This is a genomic window from Streptomyces sp. 71268 (genome assembly GCF_029392895.1).
Classification (GTDB): domain Bacteria; phylum Actinomycetota; class Actinomycetes; order Streptomycetales; family Streptomycetaceae; genus Streptomyces.
The window spans coordinates 4,731,660-4,752,383 of record NZ_CP114200.1; the positions used below are offsets into that span (position 1 = coordinate 4,731,660).

General features: G+C 68.6%; 12 protein-coding genes, 3 rRNA genes and 1 pseudogene. 8 read left to right on the top strand and 8 right to left on the bottom strand.

All coding sequences use genetic code 11. The features are described 5' to 3' along the window. Window position 1: 1 nt before the first annotated feature. From OYE22_RS18520 to proC, 3 genes are all read left to right on the top strand, one after another. A complete protein-coding gene (locus OYE22_RS18520; RefSeq protein WP_176162441.1) occupies window positions 2–292 on the top strand; it encodes a hypothetical protein in 291 nt (96 codons plus the stop codon). Between the two features lie 602 nt (window positions 293–894). Further along, a complete protein-coding gene (locus OYE22_RS18525; RefSeq protein ID WP_277321448.1) occupies window positions 895–3,030 on the top strand; it encodes an MMPL family transporter in 2,136 nt (711 codons plus the stop codon). A 321-nt stretch (window positions 3,031–3,351) separates the two neighbouring features. Then, window positions 3,352–4,158 (top strand): pyrroline-5-carboxylate reductase, encoded by an 807-nt coding sequence (gene proC / locus OYE22_RS18530; protein WP_277321449.1) that lies wholly within the window; start codon window positions 3,352–3,354, stop codon window positions 4,156–4,158. Window positions 4,159–4,244: 86 nt separating this feature from the next. On the opposite strand, the gene trpS is transcribed toward proC, so the two are convergent. After that, window positions 4,245–5,372: a tryptophan--tRNA ligase gene (gene trpS / locus OYE22_RS18535; RefSeq protein ID WP_277321450.1), complete on the bottom strand. Its 1,128-nt coding sequence runs from the start codon at window positions 5,370–5,372 to the stop codon at window positions 4,245–4,247. 777 nt (window positions 5,373–6,149) lie between these two features. Here trpS and OYE22_RS18540 point away from each other — a divergent pair. From OYE22_RS18540 to OYE22_RS18555, 4 genes are all read left to right on the top strand, one after another. Then, a 16S ribosomal RNA gene (locus tag OYE22_RS18540) occupies window positions 6,150–7,676 on the top strand. Window positions 7,677–7,997: 321 nt separating this feature from the next. Continuing rightward, window positions 7,998–11,122, top strand: a 23S ribosomal RNA gene (locus OYE22_RS18545). A 74-nt stretch (window positions 11,123–11,196) separates the two neighbouring features. Further along, window positions 11,197–11,313, top strand: a 5S ribosomal RNA gene (rrf, locus tag OYE22_RS18550). Together the 16S, 23S and 5S rRNA genes form the textbook arrangement of a ribosomal RNA operon. A 106-nt stretch (window positions 11,314–11,419) precedes the next feature. Beyond that, entirely contained in the window at window positions 11,420–11,956 is a 537-nt protein-coding gene (locus OYE22_RS18555; protein WP_277321451.1) for a GNAT family N-acetyltransferase, read from the top strand. A 50-nt stretch (window positions 11,957–12,006) separates the two neighbouring features. Here OYE22_RS18555 and OYE22_RS18560 read toward each other — a convergent pair. Then, a pseudogene (locus OYE22_RS18560) lies at window positions 12,007–12,894 on the bottom strand (hypothetical protein); the annotation flags it as partial. A 734-nt stretch (window positions 12,895–13,628) separates the two neighbouring features. On the opposite strand from OYE22_RS18560, the gene OYE22_RS18565 reads away from it, so the two are divergent. After that, window positions 13,629–13,799: a hypothetical protein gene (locus tag OYE22_RS18565; protein WP_277321452.1), complete on the top strand. Its 171-nt coding sequence runs from the start codon at window positions 13,629–13,631 to the stop codon at window positions 13,797–13,799. Here the strand turns inward: OYE22_RS18565 and OYE22_RS18570 are convergent. The 6 genes from OYE22_RS18570 to OYE22_RS18595 form a co-directional block, all read right to left on the bottom strand. Then, the gene (locus OYE22_RS18570) at window positions 13,796–15,280 is read right to left on the bottom strand and encodes an ATP-binding protein (RefSeq protein ID WP_277321453.1); all 1,485 of its coding nucleotides are present in this window, start codon (window positions 15,278–15,280) and stop codon (window positions 13,796–13,798) included. The genes OYE22_RS18565 and OYE22_RS18570 overlap by 4 nt on opposite strands. Window positions 15,281–15,290: 10 nt before the next feature. Further along, window positions 15,291–16,838 (bottom strand): SCO6880 family protein, encoded by a 1,548-nt coding sequence (locus tag OYE22_RS18575; protein WP_277324194.1) that lies wholly within the window; start codon window positions 16,836–16,838, stop codon window positions 15,291–15,293. A gap of 2 nt (window positions 16,839–16,840) precedes the next feature. After that, window positions 16,841–18,136, bottom strand: a complete 1,296-nt coding sequence (locus OYE22_RS18580) for a hypothetical protein (protein ID WP_277321454.1) — start codon at window positions 18,134–18,136, stop codon at window positions 16,841–16,843. Beyond that, window positions 18,126–19,004, bottom strand: coding sequence for a hypothetical protein (locus OYE22_RS18585; protein WP_277321455.1), 879 nt, complete (start codon window positions 19,002–19,004; stop codon window positions 18,126–18,128). Before OYE22_RS18585 ends, OYE22_RS18580 begins: the two co-directional genes overlap by 11 nt. Window positions 19,005–19,510: 506 nt before the next feature. Continuing rightward, entirely contained in the window at window positions 19,511–19,819 is a 309-nt protein-coding gene (locus tag OYE22_RS18590; protein ID WP_176162433.1) for a hypothetical protein, read from the bottom strand. 380 nt (window positions 19,820–20,199) lie between these two features. Further along, the gene (locus OYE22_RS18595) at window positions 20,200–20,406 is read right to left on the bottom strand and encodes a DUF397 domain-containing protein (protein WP_348652222.1); all 207 of its coding nucleotides are present in this window, start codon (window positions 20,404–20,406) and stop codon (window positions 20,200–20,202) included. Window positions 20,407–20,724 lie beyond the last annotated feature (318 nt).

The window sequence follows — 20,724 nt, forward strand, 5'->3', positions numbered from 1 at the left end:
AGTGAACGAGGAGATGGTGACACTCGCCGCGGACGACGCGTCCGAAGCTTGGGTCGGAGCGGTGGGCGCGGGCGGTGTCTTCCTGCTGCTCATCGTGATCGTCTGGCAGATCGCCGCCACCTGGCGGGCCCGCATGCTCGCCGCGCGCGAGGAGCAGTACAGGCAACTGGCCGGCAAGTACGCGCAGTTGCTGGAGGACAACACGGAACTGCACCGCCGCACCCTGGACGAGCTGAGCCAGGCCCGTACGTCGCTCGCCGCGATGGAGAAGATGATGCGCGAGATCGAGTAACGCCGCCCCGGGCCCACCACCTGGCCCTCGCGCCTCCCGCCCCCGAGGCCGTACGCCCCCGGCCCCCCGGCCCCGGACCCCCGGCCCCGGCCCCACGGGCCGTACGCGCCGCCCTGCCGAGCCTCCGGACCGCCCGGCCGCGCGCCCCGAACGCCACCAGCCGAGGCGCCGACAGCCCAACGTCGACCACCCAACGTCCTTACGCGCGGCGGCCGTTCGCCTCACCTCCGTCTGTCCGCCCGCCCGCCGCCCGCCCAGGCGCCGGTCACGCGCGTCCGAACGCCCCCGCGCCCCACCGGCCCACGTGGCCACCAGCAACCACACCGCGCACTGGCACCGCACACCCCGTAACCCATAACCCGTAGCCCACGACCCGCGCGCCGCGATCCGGGACCGCGACCTGCACATCGCGCCCCGCACACCGCGCCCCGCGCCCCGCACACCGCGCACACCCGCACACCGCGCCCGCGCGCCGCGCACCCCGCTCTCCGTGCCCCGATACGACGTGTGGCCGGGACTGCACTCCCGGCCACACGCCCTGCACGGAGCGATGTTCCGCGAGCCCCTCGCACAACTCACTCCCACTCCGAAGGAGATCACCCATGCCCGCGTGGAGCAAGCGGCTCCCCGTCCTCCCCGGCGGACGCCGCTCGAAATGGGTCGTCCTGGTGGCCTGGCTGATCCTCGCGGTCGCCCTCGGGCCCCTGGCCGGCAAGCTCGGCGACGTCGAGGAGGACGGCCCGAACGCCTTCCTGCCGAGCGGCGCCGAATCGGCCCAGGTCAACACCGAGTTGGAGAAGTTCAGGGCCGACGAGCTGACCGCCGCCGTCGCCGTCTACACCCGCGACGGCGGCCTCACCGCCGCCGACCGCGCCAAGGTCGCCGCCGACCGCGCGCGGTTCGCCGAGCTGGCGGCCGACGGTCAGCGGGTCGCCCGGGCCGAGCCCTCCACCGACGGCCAGGCCCTGATCACCACCGTCCCGCTGGCCGGCGACGACGGCCTGGGTGACGACGTCGACGCGGTACGCGAGATCGCCGACGCCGACGCGCCACCGGGCCTCACCACCGAGGTCGGCGGCCCGGCCGCCTCCCTCATCGACACCGTCGAGGTCTTCGACTCCCTCGACTCCACCCTCATGATCATCACCGGCGCGGTGGTCGCGGCACTGCTGCTGATCACCTACCGCAGCCCCGTCCTGTGGCTGTTCCCGCTGCTCGCGGTCGGCTTCGGCGCGGTGCTCACGCAGGTCACCACCTACCTGCTCGCCCGGCACGCCGGACTGCCGGTGGACCCGCAGAGCGCCGGCATCCTCATGGTGCTCGTCTTCGGCGTCGGTACGGACTACGCCCTGCTGCTCATCGCCCGCTACCGCGAGGAACTCCACCAGCACGCCGACCGGCACCAGGCCATGGCCATCGCCCTGCGCCGCTGCGGGCCCGCCATCCTCGCCTCGGCCGGCACCATCGCCATCGGCCTGGCCTGCCTCGCCTTCGCCGACATCAACTCGTCCCGCTCGCTCGGCCTGGTCGGCGCGGTCGGCGTCGGCTGCGCCTTCGTCGCGATGATCACCGTGCTGCCGGCGCTGCTGGTGATCGCGGGCCGCTGGGTCTTCTGGCCGTTCATCCCGCGCCACGGCACCGCCACGCGCACCGGGCGCACCCCCTGGGCCGCGATCGGCGCCGCCGTCGCCCGCCGCCCGCGCCGGGCCTGGCTCGCCTCGCTCGGCCTCACCGGCGCCCTCGCGCTGTGCGCGCTCGGCATCACCATGGGCCTGAGCCAGGCGGAGATGTTCCAGGACAAGCCCGACTCGGTCGTCGCCCAGGAACGCCTGTCCGCGCACTACCCCTCCGGCGCCTCCGACCCCGCCGACGTCGTCACCCGCGCCGACGGCGGCCGACTCGCCCAGGTCAGGGCCGCGGCGGAGAAGGTGCCCGGCGTCGCGTCGGTGGGCCAGCCGCAGGACTCCGTACGTACCGGCGGCCACGAACTCGCCACCTTCCCCGTCGTCCTCAAGGACGCCCCGGACAGCGACGCCGCCAAGGACACCGTCGACGCGCTGCGCGACGCCGTGCACGCCGTCGACGGCGCGGACGCGCTGGTCGGCGGCACCACCGCACAGGCCGTCGACACCGAGCGCGCCGCCGACCGCGACCTGACCACCGTCATCCCGATCGTGCTGCTCGTCGTCCTCGCCGTACTCGTCTGGCTGCTGCGCTCGCTGGTCGCCCCGCTGCTGCTCCTGGCCACCGTGGTCGTCTCGTACTTCGCCGCCCTCGGCACGTCCCACCTGCTCTTCGAGCACGTCCTGGACTTCGCCGCGATGGACTGGTCGACCCCGCTGATGGGCTTCGTCTTCCTCGTCGCGCTCGGCATCGACTACAACATCTTCCTGATGACCCGGGTACGGGAGGAGACCGAGCGCCTCGGCCACGCCCGTGGCGTCCTCGCCGGCCTCATCGGCACCGGCGGCGTGATCACCTCGGCGGGCATCGTGCTCGCGGCGACCTTCGCGGTCTTCGCGGTCCTGCCCCTGGTCACCATGGCGCAGCTCGGCGTGCTGGTCGGCGTCGGCGTGCTGCTCGACACCTTCCTCGTCCGCACCGTCCTGGTCCCGGCCCTCGCCCTGGACATCGGCCCGAAGGTCTGGTGGCCCGGCGCCCTGAGCCGCGCCGCCTCGCCCCACTCCCCGCCCCCGCCCACGGCCCACCCGCGCGAGGCGGCACACGAAGGCGCGTGAACCCGCGCCCACACCTCCGCGCCCCACCACCGCGCGCCCCCGCCCTCCCCGCGCCCCGGCTCCCGCCGGCAGCGGCCCGCACGCGGGGGCGCGCCCCCACTCGGTCACCGGGTGGGGGCGCGCCCCCACGCCCCGGCCGAGCCGGCGCCCGCCACCCCACCACCCGTACCGCCACCCGGACACCCACCCCGTCGCCGCCGCCCCGATGCGAGGATGCCGACGAACGCCGCCGGCGGAGCCAACCCCTCCGCCCGGCTCCGTACCGCACCGGACTCCGCGTCACACGGGAGCCCGGACCGCACTGGATGAGGTGAGCGCACCATGGCGCAGAAGGTCGCCGTGCTCGGCACGGGAAAGATCGGCGAGGCACTGCTCAGCGGCATGATCCGTGGCGGCTGGTCCCCGGCCCGGCTACTGGTCACGGCCCGCCGACCGGAGCGCGCCGCCGAGCTGCGCGAGCGCCACGGCGTCGAGGCGGTCAGCAACGTCGAGGCGGCCAGGTCCGCCGACACCCTCATCCTCACCGTCAAGCCCCAGGACATGGGCACGCTCCTCGCCGAGCTGGCCCCGCACCTGCCCGCCGACCGGCTGGTCATCTCCGGCGCGGCCGGCGTCCCGACCGCGTTCTTCGAGGAACGCCTCGCCGCCGGCACCCCCGTCGTCCGCGTCATGACCAACACCCCGGCCCTGGTGGACGAGGCCATGTCCGTCATCTCCGCCGGCAGTCACGCCACCGAGGAGCACCTGGCCCACGCGGAGGAGATCTTCAACGGCGTCGGCAAGACCCTCCGCGTCCCCGAGTCCCAGCAGGACGCCGCCACCGCCCTCTCCGGCTCCGGGCCCGCGTACTTCTACTTCCTGGTCGAGGCCATGACCGACGCGGGCATCCTGCTCGGACTGCCCCGCGACAAGGCCCACGACCTCATCGTCCAGGCGGCGATCGGCGCGGCCGTGATGCTCCGCGACAGCGGCGAGCACCCGGTCAAGCTCCGCGAGAACGTCACCTCGCCCGCGGGCACCACCATCAACGCCATCCGCGAACTGGAGAACCACGGCGTACGCGCCGCCCTGATCGCCGCCCTCGAAGCGGCCCGCGACCGCAGCCGCGAGCTGGCCTCGGGCGCCTGACCGCTCGCCTGCCCCGGCCGGGTCGCCACCTCCGTACGCTTACGAGGAGGAGGGGCAACCCCGGCCGGGCTCGGACGGCCGCGCGTTCAGGCCGGCGGCAACAGCCCGACCGCCGCGTACGCCGCGTCCACCCGGGGCCGCGCCATCGCCCGCGCCCGCTCGGCACCCGCCCGCAACACCGCGTCCACCCGACCCGGCTCGGCGCACAGCCGCGCATGCCGCTCCCGCACCGGCCGCAACGTCTCCACCACGGCCTCGGCCACGTCCCTCTTCAGCGCCCCGTACGAGGCGTACCCCTCGGCCAGCTCGGCCGGCCGCCCACCCGCGCACGCCGCGAGCACGTCCAACAGGTTCGCCACCCCCGGCTGCGCCTCACGGTCGTAGCGCACCTCCGACCCGCTGTCCGTCACGGCCCGCATCACCTTCTTGCGCACCACGTCCGGCTCGTCCAGCAGATAGACGATCCCGCTGGTCTCGGCGTGCGACTTGCCCATCTTCGCCGTCGGGTCCTGGAGGTCCATCACCCGCGCCGCGACCGCCGGGTGCACCGCCCGCGGCACGGTGAACACCGCCCCGTACCGCTGGTTGAACCGCCGCGCGAGATCCCGCGTCAGCTCCACGTGCTGCGCCTGGTCGTCCCCCACCGGCACCTCGTCCGTCCCGTACGCCAGGATGTCGGCCGCCATCAGCGCCGGATACGTCAGCAACGACAGCCGCACGCTCCCGCCCCGCGCCGTCTCCCGCACCACCTTCTCCTTGTACTGGATCATCCGCCGCATCTCACCGTCGGACGCCAGGCACTCCATGAGGTACGAGAGCCGCGCGTGCTCGTCCACGTGGCTCTGTACGAACACCGTGCACAGCTCCGGATCGAGACCGGCCGCGAGCAACAGCGTCGCGGCCTGCCGACTCAGCCGACGCACCCGCGCCGGATCGTGCTCCACGGTCAGCGCGTGCAGGTCCACCACGCAGAACAGCGCGTCGGCCCGGTGCTGGTCCTCCGCGACCCACCGCCGCACGGCCCCCAGGTAGTTCCCGAGCGTGAGGTGCCCCGTCGGCTTCACCCCACTGAAGATCCGCACCCGCGCCGGAGCCGGTACGCCGTGCCCGGCGTCAGCGACCGCGACCGGCTCGGCGGCGGTAGCCGCGGCCACCGCCCCCACTGGGGCCTCGGCGGTGCTCGTCATGTCCGTCATCTCCGCGTTCTCCGTCATCCCCGGTGTCTCCCACCGGATCGGAGCCGCCGTCCCCGGCCGGCCGGGGTGCGAAGCGGAGCTTCGACAACGCGGAACGGCCGCCGGATCCGGCGGCCGTTGGTGCGCGTACGCACAGGGTCTGGTCCGCCGTCAGGCGGGCCACCACTGGGTAGGTACGCGCGTAGTCACGCCGTCGACGGTACTCCTCGAACGAGGGACGCCGCCATGGGTTTGAGACGCGTCAGAGCGTCATGTACTGTTCTCCGGGTTGCCGCGCGATCCACCTGGACACCGCGACAGCACCTCGCGCCGCACCGGCGGCACACCACTACCGCACGACTCTCCCAATCTGGGATGGATTTCGGCATGCCGGAATTCGTTTCGAAAGCTTCGATTATGAAGCCCGGGGGAAATCCGCTAAAGTAGTGACCACGCCGGAAGGCGCGAAACAAACCCCGCTCCAACAGGGGACCGGAAACAAATTCCGACCGGAAACGGCAGGAAAAAAGATCTGGTAAGGTTGGAAACACCGAAGGGAAGCGCCCAGAGGGCCCGGTGAAACGGGACCGAAGGAAGCGTCCGTTCCTTGAGAACTCAACAGCGTGCCAAAAGTCAACGCCAAATATGTTGATACCCCGTCTCCCACACACTGTGGGGGCGAGGTTCCTTTGAAAAGTCCTCCCAGCACCGTTACGGGGTTGGGGGGCGACACAGCGAGGACGCTGTGAACATCGATCTTATTCCGGTCGGTGTTCCGCTCTTATCGTGTGTGTTTGCCGGGATATCCCGGAGGCATTCATGGAGAGTTTGATCCTGGCTCAGGACGAACGCTGGCGGCGTGCTTAACACATGCAAGTCGAACGATGAAGCCGCTTCGGTGGTGGATTAGTGGCGAACGGGTGAGTAACACGTGGGCAATCTGCCCTGCACTCTGGGACAAGCCCTGGAAACGGGGTCTAATACCGGATATGACTACCGATCGCATGGTTGGTGGTGGAAAGCTCCGGCGGTGCAGGATGAGCCCGCGGCCTATCAGCTTGTTGGTGGGGTGATGGCCTACCAAGGCGACGACGGGTAGCCGGCCTGAGAGGGCGACCGGCCACACTGGGACTGAGACACGGCCCAGACTCCTACGGGAGGCAGCAGTGGGGAATATTGCACAATGGGCGAAAGCCTGATGCAGCGACGCCGCGTGAGGGATGACGGCCTTCGGGTTGTAAACCTCTTTCAGCAGGGAAGAAGCGAGAGTGACGGTACCTGCAGAAGAAGCGCCGGCTAACTACGTGCCAGCAGCCGCGGTAATACGTAGGGCGCGAGCGTTGTCCGGAATTATTGGGCGTAAAGAGCTCGTAGGCGGCTTGTCGCGTCGGATGTGAAAGCCCGGGGCTTAACCCCGGGTCTGCATTCGATACGGGCAGGCTAGAGTTCGGTAGGGGAGATCGGAATTCCTGGTGTAGCGGTGAAATGCGCAGATATCAGGAGGAACACCGGTGGCGAAGGCGGATCTCTGGGCCGATACTGACGCTGAGGAGCGAAAGCGTGGGGAGCGAACAGGATTAGATACCCTGGTAGTCCACGCCGTAAACGTTGGGAACTAGGTGTGGGCGACATTCCACGTCGTCCGTGCCGCAGCTAACGCATTAAGTTCCCCGCCTGGGGAGTACGGCCGCAAGGCTAAAACTCAAAGGAATTGACGGGGGCCCGCACAAGCGGCGGAGCATGTGGCTTAATTCGACGCAACGCGAAGAACCTTACCAAGGCTTGACATACACCGGAAACGGCCAGAGATGGTCGCCCCCTTGTGGTCGGTGTACAGGTGGTGCATGGCTGTCGTCAGCTCGTGTCGTGAGATGTTGGGTTAAGTCCCGCAACGAGCGCAACCCTTGTTCTGTGTTGCCAGCATGCCTTTCGGGGTGATGGGGACTCACAGGAGACTGCCGGGGTCAACTCGGAGGAAGGTGGGGACGACGTCAAGTCATCATGCCCCTTATGCCTTGGGCTGCACACGTGCTACAATGGCCGGTACAATGAGCTGCGATACCGTGAGGTGGAGCGAATCTCAAAAAGCCGGTCTCAGTTCGGATTGGGGTCTGCAACTCGACCCCATGAAGTCGGAGTCGCTAGTAATCGCAGATCAGCATTGCTGCGGTGAATACGTTCCCGGGCCTTGTACACACCGCCCGTCACGTCACGAAAGTCGGTAACACCCGAAGCCGGTGGCCCAACCCCTTGGGGAGGGAGCTGTCGAAGGTGGGACTGGCGATTGGGACGAAGTCGTAACAAGGTAGCCGTACCGGAAGGTGCGGCTGGATCACCTCCTTTCTAAGGAGCACTTTGGCTGCCAGGTCTTACCTGGTGGTCCAAGAGCCAGTTCGTCGGCGAGTGTTCGACGCTGGTTGCTCATGGGTGGAACGTTGACTATTCGATCGTGACGATCTGGCACGGTTTGCTAGTACTGCCTCTTCTGAGGCGTGGAACGCGAGCTGTGGTGGAGAGTCAGGATTGGGCGCGCTGTTGGGTGTCTGAGGGTACGGCCGTGAGGTTGTGTCTTCGGTTGCCGGCCCCGGTGCAGCATCACGGTTGTGGTGTGTGACGGGTGGCTGGTCGTTGTTTGAGAACTGCACAGTGAACGCGAGCATCTGTGGCCAAGTTTTTAAGGGCGCACGGTGGATGCCTTGGCACCAGGAACCGATGAAGGACGTGGGAGGCCGCGATAGGCCCCGGGGAGCTGTCAACCGAGCTTTGATCCGGGGGTGTCCGAATGGGGAAACCCGGCAGTCGTCATGGGCTGTCACCCGTACCTGAATATATAGGGTATGTGGAGGGAACGCGGGGAAGTGAAACATCTCAGTACCCGCAGGAAGAGAAAACAACCGTGATTCCGGGAGTAGTGGCGAGCGAAACTGGATGAGGCTAAACCAGTCATGTGTGATACCCGGCAGGGGTTGCGTGGTTGGGGTTGTGGGATCGTACTTCGATGATCTGCCGGTCGTCGGGTGAGTCAGAAACCGTAGGTGTAGGCGAAGGGCATGCGAAAGGCCCGGCGTAGAGGGTAAGACCCCCGTAGCTGAAACATCTATGGCTTGCTTGTACGACTCCCAAGTAGCACGGGGCCCGAGAAATCCCGTGTGAATCTGGCGGGACCACCCGCTAAGCCTAAATATTCCCTGGTGACCGATAGCGGATAGTACCGTGAGGGAATGGTGAAAAGTACCGCGGGAGCGGAGTGAAATAGTACCTGAAACCGTGTGCCTACAAGCCGTGGGAGCGTCGCCATCGAGACTTGTTCTTGGTGGTCGTGACTGCGTGCCTTTTGAAGAATGAGCCTGCGAGTTTGCGGTGTGTTGCGAGGTTAACCCGTGTGGGGGAGCCGTAGCGAAAGCGAGTCCGAATAGGGCGTTGGAGTAGCACGCTCAAGACCCGAAGCGGAGTGATCTAGCCATGGGCAGGTTGAAGCGCGGGTAAGACCGTGTGGAGGACCGAACCCACCAGGGTTGAAAACCTGGGGGATGACCTGTGGTTAGGGGTGAAAGGCCAATCAAACTCCGTGATAGCTGGTTCTCCCCGAAATGCATTTAGGTGCAGCGTCGTGTGTTTCTTGCCGGAGGTAGAGCACTGGATAGGCGATGGGCCCTACCGGGTTACTGACCTTAGCCAAACTCCGAATGCCGGTAAGTGAGAGCGCGGCAGTGAGACTGTGGGGGATAAGCTCCATGGTCGAGAGGGAAACAGCCCAGAGCATCGACTAAGGCCCCTAAGCGTACGCTAAGTGGGAAAGGATGTGGAGTCGCAGAGACAACCAGGAGGTTGGCTTAGAAGCAGCCACCCTTGAAAGAGTGCGTAATAGCTCACTGGTCAAGTGATTCCGCGCCGACAATGTAGCGGGGCTCAAGCGTACCGCCGAAGTCGTGTCAATCCAGCATGTACTCCTAACGGAGGTTGGGTTGGGTAGGGGAGCGTCGTGTGCCGGGTGAAGCAGCCGCGTAAGCGAGTTGTGGATGGTTCACGAGTGAGAATGCAGGCATGAGTAGCGATTCACACGTGGGAAACGTGTGCGCCGATTGACTAAGGGTTCCTGGGTCAAGCTGATCTGCCCAGGGTAAGTCGGGACCTAAGGCGAGGCCGACAGGCGTAGTCGATGGACAACCGGTTGATATTCCGGTACCCGCTTTGAAGCGCCCAATACTGAATCTTCTGATGCTAAGGCCGTGAAGCCGCCCTGATCTCTTCGGAGTTGAGGGGAGTGGTGGAGCCGCTGACCCAAGGTAGTAGTAGGTAAGTGATGGGGTGACGCAGGAAGGTAGTCCAGCCCGGGCGGTGGTTGTCCCGGGGTAAGGGTGTAGCCCGTCGTCTAGGTAAATCCGGATGACATGAGGGTGAGACCTGATGCCGAGCCGATTGTGGTGAAGTGGATGATCCTATGCTGTCGAGAAAAGCCTCTAGCGAGTTTCATGGCGGCCCGTACCCTAAACCGACTCAGGTGGTCAGGTAGAGAATACCGAGGCGTTCGGGTGAACTATGGTTAAGGAACTCGGCAAAATGCCCCCGTAACTTCGGGAGAAGGGGGGCCATTTCTGGTGATCACTTTTACAGTGTGAGCTGGGGGTGGCCGCAGAGACCAGCGAGAAGCGACTGTTTACTAAAAACACAGGTCCGTGCGAAGCCGTAAGGCGATGTATACGGACTGACGCCTGCCCGGTGCTGGAACGTTAAGGGGACCGGTTAGCTGACTTTCGGGTTGGCGAAGCTGAGAACTTAAGCGCCAGTAAACGGCGGTGGTAACTATAACCATCCTAAGGTAGCGAAATTCCTTGTCGGGTAAGTTCCGACCTGCACGAATGGCGTAACGACTTCTCGACTGTCTCAACCATAGGCCCGGTGAAATTGCATTACGAGTAAAGATGCTCGTTTCGCGCAGCAGGACGGAAAGACCCCGGGACCTTTACTATAGCTTGATATTGGTGTTCGGTTCGGCTTGTGTAGGATAGGTGGGAGACTGTGAAGCATGCACGCCAGTGTGTGTGGAGTCGTTGTTGAAATACCACTCTGGTCGTGCTGGATGTCTAACCTGGGTCCGTGATCCGGATCAGGGACAGTGTCTGGTGGGTAGTTTAACTGGGGCGGTTGCCTCCTAAAGGGTAACGGAGGCGCCCAAAGGTTCCCTCAGCCTGGTTGGCAATCAGGTGTTGAGTGTAAGTGCACAAGGGAGCTTGACTGTGAGACTGACGGGTCGAGCAGGGACGAAAGTCGGGACTAGTGATCCGGCGGTGGCTTGTGGAAGCGCCGTCGCTCAACGGATAAAAGGTACCCCGGGGATAACAGGCTGATCTTCCCCAAGAGTCCATATCGACGGGATGGTTTGGCACCTCGATGTCGGCTCGTCGCATCCTGGGGCTGGAGTCGGTCCCAAGGGTTGGGCTGTTCGCCCATTAAAGCGGTACGCGAGCTGGGTTTAGAACGTCGTGAGACAGTTCGGTCCCTATCCGCTGTGCGCGTAGGAGTCTTGAGAAGGGCTGTCCCTAGTACGAGAGGACCGGGACGGACGAACCTCTGGTGTGCCAGTTGTTCTGCCAAGGGCATGGCTGGTTGGCTACGTTCGGGAGGGATAACCGCTGAAAGCATCTAAGCGGGAAGCCTGCTTCGAGATGAGGGCTCCCACCCACTTGATGGGGTAAGGCTCCCAGTAGACGACTGGGTTGATAGGCCAGATATGGAAGCCTCGTAAGGGGTGGAGTTGACTGGTACTAATAGGCCGAGGGCTTGTCCTCAGTTGCTCGCGTTCACTGTGTTGGTTCTGAAATAACGACCGTGGTCATTGCCTGGTTGGTTTATTTCATAGTGTTTCGGTGGTTATTGCGTTAGGGAAACGCCCGGTTACATTCCGAACCCGGAAGCTAAGCCTTTCAGCGCCGATGGTACTGCAGGGGGGACCCTGTGGGAGAGTAGGACGCCGCCGAACTCCTTGTGAGAAGAGCCTTGTTACGGATTTCGATCCGTAACAAGGCTCTTCTGCGTTTGACGGAAAAGTTCTGGAGAAGCCCGCTCCGTACTGCGATCCTGTGGCCATGAGCTACGTGGTCAGGGGAATCAAGAGCGACGAGTGGCCTCTTCTCAAGGAACTGCGCTTGGCCGCACTCGCCGATCCGGTGGCGCGGGTCGCCTTCGTGGAGACGTACGAGCGGGCGGTCCAGGAGCCGGACTCGTTCTGGCAGAAGCGCGCCGAGCAGGGCGCAGCCGGGGAGGAACTGAAGACCTTCGTCGCCGAGATCGGTGGCGACGGTCCGGGGGCCGAGCAGCCGTTCGCGGGCATGGCCGTCGTGCTGGTCGAGCGGGACCGGGCACAAACCCACCTGGTCGGCGTCTACACCCGCCCCGAGTGCCGTGGCACCGGGCTCGCCGGCGAACTGTTCCGCACCGCTCTGGAGTGGTCCTGGGAGCTGCCCGAATTCCATGTCGAACGCGTACGGCTCTGGGTGCACGAGCAGAACGAGCGCGCCCGCGCCTTCTACGCCAAGCTCGGATTCGCCGAGACCGGCGAGACCATGCCGTACCCGAACCGGCCGGAGGAGACCGAGTACGAGCTGGCCCTGTACCGACCGTAGACCGGCCGCAGCACGGGCCCGGAGTGGCCGACGAGCCGTGCAGCCGGGTCTCAGGACACCAGGCTGCCGTGCGTGCGGGGCCAGCGGGCCCGTGCCTGCTCCGGCGAGCGCATCAGGGCCAGCGCCTCCAGCCCCTGTGCCGGGCCGCCCGTCATCAGCTCGGGTAGCGCGGGGAACGGCGCCACGCCCGCGATGTCGTCCAGCACCAGTGTCAGCGGCGGGTCCAGCCGGCCGCCGGGGGAGCGCTTGGCCGTCTGCTGGGCGTGCTCGACGACGCTGGCGACCAGCGCGGTGAGCAGGGGCATCGCGCCCGGTTGCGTGCGCGGGTTCTCCAGCGACTCGCCCACCACGTACAGCGTCCCGCCCTCGCCGACGAACGACTCCAGCGCGAGGGCGTCGGCGCGGCTGGCGTTGCACGCGTCCCGGATGTGGATCGAGGACAGCGCGGCCAGGGCGCGGGCCGTCAGCTCCTGGGCCATGTCGCGGCGCTCGGGGTGCGCGGTCAGCGTCGACTCCAGCTCGCCGGCCATGCCGCTGGTCGCCTTCGGGTTGGTCCGCAGGACGCGTACCGGCTCGTGCGCCGAGTGGCCCTGGGCCCAGCGGTGCACCTGGCGGAACGGGCGGCCGTCCACCGCCGCCGCGTGCAGCCAGCAGCGCAGCAGCGTCTCCGCCGCGTCCGCCGTCGCCGAGTCGATGAGCGAGACCGGCCGGACCGGGGCCAGCAGCGCCACCGCGCGAGCCGCGGCGACCTCCCGCGCCTCGCAGCCGCTGGCGGGGTTCCAGCGCAGGCGGGCCGGCGTGTCCAACAGGTGGCTCGGGTCGAAGACGTGCACCGGGCCGAGCTTGGCGCGGGTCCCCGTCGTCTCCGCCCACAGCGTCGCGTCGCTGCTGGTGACCAGCGTCGGGCCGGCCGCCTCCAGGATCGCGTGCAGGGCGGCGTCCTGACGTTCGGCGGCGCTCCCGTACCGGACCCGCGACGGGGGCTCGGCGCCCGGCCAGGCGCCGTCGCGCTGCGCGGGCACACCACCGGGCGCGGCGGCGCCGTACGGGAGCGAGGAGTGGGCCCCGGATGCCGTGGGAGCCGCGGGCGCGGCCTCGGTGGCCGTCCCGGAGGCCGGGGCCGGGGCCTGGACCGGGGCCTGGGCCGGCGGTGGCTGAGGTGCGGCCTCCTGGGCGTGGCCGCTGGCGCCGGCCGGCTGGGCCGTGGAGGCGGCTGGCTGAGAGGGTGCGGGGGGCGGGCTGTGGGCTCGGGAAGATGGCCGTGAAGTAGGCCGCGGGGTCGATGGGCGGCTGCGGGTCGGGCGTGGCGGCGGGCCCAGCGGCCAGCCCAGCGGCGGGCTCGGCCGGTGCGGCGTACGGCTCCGGGGCCGCCTCGACGGGGCCCGCGGGGCGGGTGCTCGGGGCGGTGTCCTGGGGCTCTTGCGGGCGCGGGGCGTGGGCCCGCTCCTCGGCGGCCTGGCGGCGGTCGGCGGCGCGGCGGGCCCGCATCAGGCGGTACCGGGCGACCGTACCGATCACGAAGACCGCGATGACCAGCAGGACGAGGACCTCGCTGATGAACAGGCCCCAGAACAGCCCGTACCCCGAAAGCTGTTCCTCGGGGGTGTGCGGCCAGGCCGTGGCGAGGTCCCCCGGGTCCTGCACCAGGTGCCGTGCGGCCTGCGGGGTGCGGATGAACGACACGTTCTCCGGCCAGGCGCCGTGCGCGAGCAGTCCGGCCAGGCCGGTGGCCGTCCAGGTCAGCACCACCAGCCCGATCAGGAACAGCAGCGCCCCGATGAGCAAGCCGTCCGGAATGCCGCGCTCCGGCGCGCGGTCCCGCCTCGGGTCCGCCATCGCCTAGGCCACCGTGGACTCGGACGCGCCGGACGCGGGTGGGCCGTAGGGCGCGTACGGACCGTACCTGTCGTAGCCGCCGTACCCGTCGGGCCCGCCCGCGAGCCCCTCCTCGGCGAGTCGTTGCTCGACGGCCTCGGCGGCGCGGGCCTCGGCCTCAGCCTCGGCGGCCAGCGCGGCGGTCAGCGAGTCCTCGGTCATGGCGCGGTCGGTGTAGACCAGCGGGCGCTCGGCCTCGGTGATCAGGTGCTTGACGACCTGAACGTTTCCGTTGACGTCCCAGACGGCGATGCCGGGAGTGAGGGTGGGGATGATCTCCACGGCCCACCTCGGCAGGCCGAGCACCCGGCCGGTGGCGCGCGCCTCGTCGGCCTTCTGGGCGTAGATGGTGCGGGTCGAGGCCATCTTGAGGATGGCCGCCGCCTCGCGGGCGGCGGCGCCGTCCACCACGTCGGACAGGTGGTGGACGACCGCGACGAAGGACAGGCCGAGCCGGCGGCCGAACTTCAGCAGTCGCTGGAAGAGCTGGGCCACGAAGGGCGAGTTGATGATGTGCCACGCCTCTTCGACCAGGAAGATGCGCTTCTTGCGGTCCGGCCTGATCCAGGTGTGCTCCAGCCACACGCCGACGATCGCCATCAGGATCGGCATCGCGATCGAGTTGCGGTCGATGTGCGAGAGGTCGAAGACGATCAGCGGCGAGTCCAGGTCGATGCCGACCGTGGTCGGCCCGTCGAACATGCCGCGCAGGTCACCGTCGACCAGTCGGTCCAGGACCAGCGCGACGTCCAGGCCCCAGGCCCGTACGTCGTCCAGGTCCACGTTCATCGACTCGGCCGAGTCCGGCTCCGGGTGGCGCAGCTGCTCGACGATGTCGGTGAGCACCGGCTGCCGGTCGGTGACGGTCTGGTTGACGTACGCGTGCGCCACCTTGAGCGCGAAGCCGGCGCGCTCGTCGAGGCCGTGGCCCATCGCGACCTCGATGATGGTGCGCAACAGGGCGAGCTGGCCGGTCGTGGTGATCGACGGGTCGAGCGGGTTGAGCCGGATGCCGCCGTCGAGGGCGGCCATCGGGTCCAGGCGGATCGGCGTGATGCCGAGCTGCTGGGCGATGAGGTTCCACTCGCCGACGCCGTCCTCGCCCTGCGCGTCGAGGACCACGACCTGCCGGTCCCGGAACCGCAACTGGCGCAGTACGTACGTCTTCTCCAGGGCGGACTTGCCGTTACCGGACTCGCCGAGCACCAGCCAGTGCGGGGCGGGCAACTGTTGCCCGTACAACTGGAACGGGTCGTAGATGTACCCCTTGCCGGAGTACACCTCGCGCCCGATGATCACGCCGGAGTCGCCGAGGCCGGGCGCGGCGGTGGGCAGGTAGACGGCCTGGGCCTGGCCGGTGGAGGTGCGCACGGGCAGCCGTGTCGTCTCCACCTTCCCGAAGACGAAACTGGTGAAGGCCTCGGTGATGACGCCCATCGGATCGACCACGGCGCAGCCCCTATCGTCGGATGCCGGTGGCGAACGGCAAGGTGTTCACAAAGGCCCGGTGGTGTTCGCGATCGCACCACTCCAGCTTGAGGTAGCTCTTGCCGGCCGAGGCGCGGATGGTGCGCTTGTCCCGGGCGAGGGCCTCGGGCGAGCGGGAGGAGACCGTGATGTAGCCGACGAGGTTGACGCCGGCCGCGCCGCTGGCCAGGTCGTCGCCGCGCTGGTCGAGGCGGCCGTGGGCGGCGATGTCCCGCGGGTCGACGGTGCGGTTCATCTTGGCCTGGCGGCTGGCCTCCGCCTCGTCGTTGGTCTTCTCCGTCAGCATCCGCTCGATGGCCAGCTCGGTGGGCTCCAGGTCCATGCAGACCGCGACCGTACGGATCACGTCGGGGGTGTGCACCAGCAACGGGGCGAGGAAGTTCACGCCGACGGGCGTCATCGGCCACTCCTTGACCCAGGCGGTGGCGTGGCACCAGGGGGCGCGGGTGCTGGACTCGCGGGTCTTGGCCTGGAGGTAGGTGGGCTCCATGGCGTCGAGCTCGGCGGGCCAGGCGTTGCGCTGGGTCATGGCCTGGATGTGGTCGATGGGGTGGTCGGGGTCGTACATCGAGTGCACGAGCGAGGCCAGCCGGCTCTGCCCGAGGGGCTGGCGGACCCGGATGTCGGCCTCGGCGAGTCGGGCGCAGATGTCGGTCAGCTCGCGGGCCATGACGACGGCGAGTCCCGCGTCGCGGTCGATGCGCTTGCCGCTGTGTCGGGAGGCGCGGGCCATGGCCTGGGCCTCGGCGGACAGTTCGCGGGTGTAGTGCATGCAGGCGACGAGGTAGGCCCGGTGCTGCTCGGACGAGGTGGAGACCATCGACTGGAGCTGGTCGTAGGAGTCCTTGAGCCACTCCGGGGAGTTCGCGTCGCCGCGCCGTTCGACGTCCTTGGCGTGCGCGTCGGGGTCGGCGGGAAGCGTACGGGCGAGCATCTGGAGGCGGGTCACGAAGCCGTCGCCGTTGGCCACGTGCTTGAGCAGCGTGCCGAACCGGTCGACCAGCGCCTCCTGGTCCTCGCTGTCGCGCAGGCCCACGCCGGGGCCCTCGATCTCGATGGCGGCGGTGACGGTGCGCCGGTCCGCGTGCAGCAGGACGGCGATCTCGTCGGGCCCGAAGGGTGCCGCGAGCCAGTTGATGTGCCCGATGCCGGGCGGGGGGCCCACCTCGACCTCCCGGCCGTCGAGGCGGGTGCCGGCCTCGGCGACGGCCGAGCGGTAGGTGGCGCCGCGGCGGGTGATGCGGCGGTAGGAGCGGTTGATCTCGAACCACTTGTAGAACGTGCGGCCCCGGTACGGGACGTAGACCGCGCCGAGGGCCAGCGCGGGGAAGCCCACCAGGGTGATGATGCGCAGCATCAGGACGGGCACGAGCAACCCGCACATCATGCCGATGAAGCCGCCCGCGATGATCAGGGCGATCTCGCCCGTCTCGCGGTTCTTGCCGACGATCGCGTTCGGGCGCGCCCGACCGATCAGATACGTACGGCGGGGCGCGATGGGGTGGGACTGGGCCTCAATCGTCAACGCCGGTCACCTCCCGAGGTGTTGCTGGTATTGCTGGTGTTGCGGTTCTGGGCGCGGGGCGCCGGGGTGGCGGGTGCGCGGTTGCCGCCCCCGCCGGAGTCACCGCCGCGCGCGCTGTGGGCGGCGACGCCGCCGGAGACGGGGTTGGCGGGGCGCGGCTGGGACGAGCCGCCGCCGATGGGCGTGCCGACGGCGCGGTTGCTGTGGGCGTTCATGCCCTGCTTGACCAGGGCGGCGGGGGAGCTGACGATCGCCGCGGCCTGGCGCGACGCGGCGTCGCTGCTGGCGTTGCGGCTGTTGATGATCTCGTCACCGAAGCCGGGCACGAAGCGGTAGATCATGGCGCTCGCGAAGATGGCGAGGATGATGATCGACAGGCCGGAGACCACGGCCGAGAACGCGTCGGGCCCCTCGTCCCCCGAGAGCGCTCCGGCGAGCCCGAGCACGATGACGATCACCGGCTTGACCAGGATGACCGCGATCATGAGCCCGGCCCAGCGGCGGACGTGGCCCCACATGTTCTTGTCGACCAGGCCCGCGTAGACGGCGGTGCCGAGCAGGGCGCCGACGTAGAGCAGGGCGGCGCGGATGACGAGTTCGAGGCAGAGCACGCCGGCCGCGAGGATGGTCACCAGCGACACGACGATGAGCATGATCGGCCCGCCGCCGATGTCCTCGTCCTTCTTGAGCGCGTCGGCGAACGAGCCGAAGAACGCGTCGTTGTCGGCCCCCGTGCCGGTGGCGATCACTTCCGTGACGGCGTCGGTGGCCGACACGACGGTGTAGAGCACCAGCGGCGTGAAGGCCGAGGCCAGCACGGTGAGCCAGAGGAACCCGATGGCCTCGGTGATCGCCTCGATGAACGGCACCCCACGGATCGCCCGCTTGGCGACGGCGAGCAGCCACAGGAGGAGGGTGAGCACGGTGGAGGCGGCGAAAACGATCGCGTACTGGCGCAGGAACGTCTCGTTGGTGAAGTCGACGCCCGCCGTCTCGTTGACCATGTCGGAGAGCTTGCCGACGAGCCAGGAGGCGGCCTTGGCGCAGGACCTGGCGAGGGAGGCGGCGGGGTCGATGGGGGCGGTGGGGTCGTCCGGGCCGGAGCCCCCTCCGCCGTTGTCGTCACACAGGTCCTTCAGCTCGTCCGGGTACTCATCGCAGTGCCCGTCGTCGCTCGCCGACGGCTTCGGAGTCGGCTCAGCGGTCGCGCGCGTGGCGAGTAGCAGGACCGCGGTGGGGCTCAGGGTGAACAGCGCGGCCAGGGTGAGGGAGCGGCGACGTTTAGCGGGCATAGGTGAACCCTCCGAACCTCTGGACGGCATCGGCCATCTCCTCAGCCGATGACGCGGTCTGGTCCCGGCCGACGGGTGCCGGCCCGTCCTGCTGCTGGTAGTCCGTGACCTTCCAGTCGTCGTCGATCCACTTGAGCTCGAACGTCTTGGTGTACCAGCCCTCGGTGACGGGCCACTTGGAGTCCTCGCCCGCCAAACCGACCAGGGTGGAGTACCAGACGGCCACGCTCGCGGTGTTGCCCTTGAAGTCGACGATCTTGGTGCCGATCGGGTTGCTGCGGCACACGAACGTCATTCCCTCGGGCGCCTTGCCGTCCGCGTCGAGCCCGATGGCCGTGCGGAGCTTCTCGCCGGAGTACACCTTGTCCAGCGGGGCCTGCCGGGCGGCGGCCACTTCCGGGGCGTACACCGTGTTCACGATGGCGTGCCGGGTGTCCTGGGAGTACATCTCGACCGACCCCAAAGCCACCGCGTAGTTCGCCGCCGCGCTCTGGGCGCCCTGTTCCGTGCGGGGGAAGCCGGTGGCGATGCCCGTGGCCGTGTCCTTGCCCTTGACGGGGCGTTCGCCGGTGGGGGCGGTGGACCGGGCCTGGTTGCCCTTGGTGTCGCCCGAGCCGCCGCCGTTGCCGTCGTCGGAGTCGCCGCCGCCGCGGTTCGCGAAGGCGATGGCCGCGATGAGGAGGACGACCACGGTCACCACGGTGAGCAGGCTGCGGCTCGGCTTGGCGGTGGGGCGAGGGCGGCGGCCGGCGCCGAAGGCGTCGCCGTCGCCGTCCGGGAGTCGGGTGCGGGTCAGCCGCCCGTCGGTGCCGGCGGGGCCGTGGTCGCCGCCGTACGAGTCGTAGTGATCATCGCCCTGGGGACTCATCGCGCGCCCGCCCCTTCGCCCGTGGCCTCGGTCTCCGCGGCGCGCCGCAGCCCGGCCGCGCCCGCCCCGCGGCGGGTGGCCCGCCCGCGTGTCGCCGTGCTGACCGTCGTCTCGTCCGCCGCTCTCGCGGCGCCCGGGTACGACGGTAGCGGGGCGCGGCGGGGCGCGGGGGCGATGGTGTGAGTGCACATCAGGCTGACACAACCTCAGCAGCGGGACCGGGGGAGAGGCGGGAGGTCGAAGTAGCGACGGCGCGGTAGGGCTGTCGCCTGTCCCGCCCGGGCCGCGGGGAGCGCGGGTGGCGGTCCGAGTGGCCTGGAGGTGTGGGCATCAGCTTGCGGCCTCGTGGGGAGGGGAGGGACGAGCGAAGGGGCTCGTATGCGTGGAACGGTCGGGCGGGATGAGGGCGGGTGGGCTCGCGCGGCGTACGGGCTGGGTGTGGGCTCGTACGCCGCGCGGCGGTGCGGACGGCGGGCGCGCGTCCGCGCGGGGCGGAGGCCGGCGGCCTAGACGGCCATGCCGTACACGATGGTGAAGAGCGTGCCGAGCGAGCCGATGATGAAGACGCCGGTCAGGCCCGCGACGATCAGCCCCTTGCCCTGCTCGGCGCTGAACGTGTCGCGCAGGGCCGTGGCGCCGATGCGCTGCTTGGCCGCGCCCCAGATCGCGATGCCGAGGCACAGCAAGATGGACACGGCCATCACGACCTCGATCATGATGCGCGCTTCGTTGCCCAAGCTCCCGAAAGGCCCCCAGTCGGGGGCGATTCCGCCGATGATGGTGGTGATGTCGCCTTTTTCGGCTGCCAAGTACATGTGAACTCACCGCCCCTTATGGGTAGTTGTGTACCGCCTTACCGTGCGGCACGGGTCAGTCTCTATCTTCGCCGAAGTTGCCACTGTCGCATGTCGATTTGGCGGCATTTCTTGGCGGATCTCGTATCGGATCTGGGCTTCACCGTTCTGACCTGCGGTCAAACCGTACAAACGCGGCTCGAAGACGTGTCAGCCCGATGGGTGGTCGTCACTCTGCGTATCACGCTCGGTGGCGGACGGCAATGGAGTTGTGGTTGTCCGTGGAGGAAGCGTCCCGGGTGGGAGCGCGGCCAACGCGGGTGCGGGCGGCGGATGGTGGCCTCCGCCCGGTGCGTCTACGGGTGTACCCGCTTGCGCTCCCGGCTATCCGACGGCCCGCCTCATTCCACGAAGTCGTCGAACTCCCCCGCCTTGACGCCCTTGATGAACGCGTCCCACTTGGCCCGGGTGGTGACGACCACCTGGTCCCGGTCGCGGCTCTCCCGGAGGTAGACGCGGCCGTCGGGCCCCGCGGCCACCTCGAGGAACTCGGGCGGGTCCTCCCCTTCCGGTACGGCGCGCTGCCAGTCCAGCTGGTTCATGTCCATCGCGTGGTCGTCCTTGTCGCGTGTGCCGACGGGGTGGTGACAGGGGGTGAGGCCGCCATCTCGCCCGGTCGCGCCCTCATGTCGCGGTGGGTGGCCGCACGGTGGACTGTAGTCGCGCGGGCTGGGGCGGTGGTCGCCCACCGGCCGTCCGCGCCGCCCACCATCCGGCCCCGTACGCCGTCACCGCCCCCGGGCCCGTGCGCCGCGCGACCGCCCGCGTCCGCGGTGCGCGTCGGGGCGTCAGGTGCCCTCTCGCCAAGTCGGGGGCCCTCGTCGTACCGTGCGAATCACGTCCGTGGAGCGCCCGGTTGGGGCCGG

Excerpts from the sequence above, each read along its gene's own strand:
- OYE22_RS18595 (WP_348652222.1), bottom strand. The coding sequence starts at position 20,406 with ATGGACATGAACCAGCTGGACTGGCAGCGCGCCGTACCGGAAGGGGAG.
- OYE22_RS18580 (WP_277321454.1), bottom strand. The coding sequence starts at position 18,136 with ATGCCCGCTAAACGTCGCCGCTCCCTCACCCTGGCCGCGCTGTTCACC.
- OYE22_RS18565 (WP_277321452.1), top strand. The coding sequence starts at position 13,629 with ATGAACGACACGTTCTCCGGCCAGGCGCCGTGCGCGAGCAGTCCGGCC.
- OYE22_RS18525 (WP_277321448.1), top strand. The coding sequence starts at position 895 with ATGCCCGCGTGGAGCAAGCGGCTCCCCGTCCTCCCCGGCGGACGCCGC.
- OYE22_RS18555 (WP_277321451.1), top strand. The coding sequence starts at position 11,420 with ATGAGCTACGTGGTCAGGGGAATCAAGAGCGACGAGTGGCCTCTTCTC.
- OYE22_RS18585 (WP_277321455.1), bottom strand. The coding sequence starts at position 19,004 with ATGAGTCCCCAGGGCGATGATCACTACGACTCGTACGGCGGCGACCAC.
- proC (WP_277321449.1), top strand. The coding sequence starts at position 3,352 with ATGGCGCAGAAGGTCGCCGTGCTCGGCACGGGAAAGATCGGCGAGGCA.
- OYE22_RS18590 (WP_176162433.1), bottom strand. The coding sequence starts at position 19,819 with ATGTACTTGGCAGCCGAAAAAGGCGACATCACCACCATCATCGGCGGA.
- trpS (WP_277321450.1), bottom strand. The coding sequence starts at position 5,372 with ATGACGGAGAACGCGGAGATGACGGACATGACGAGCACCGCCGAGGCC.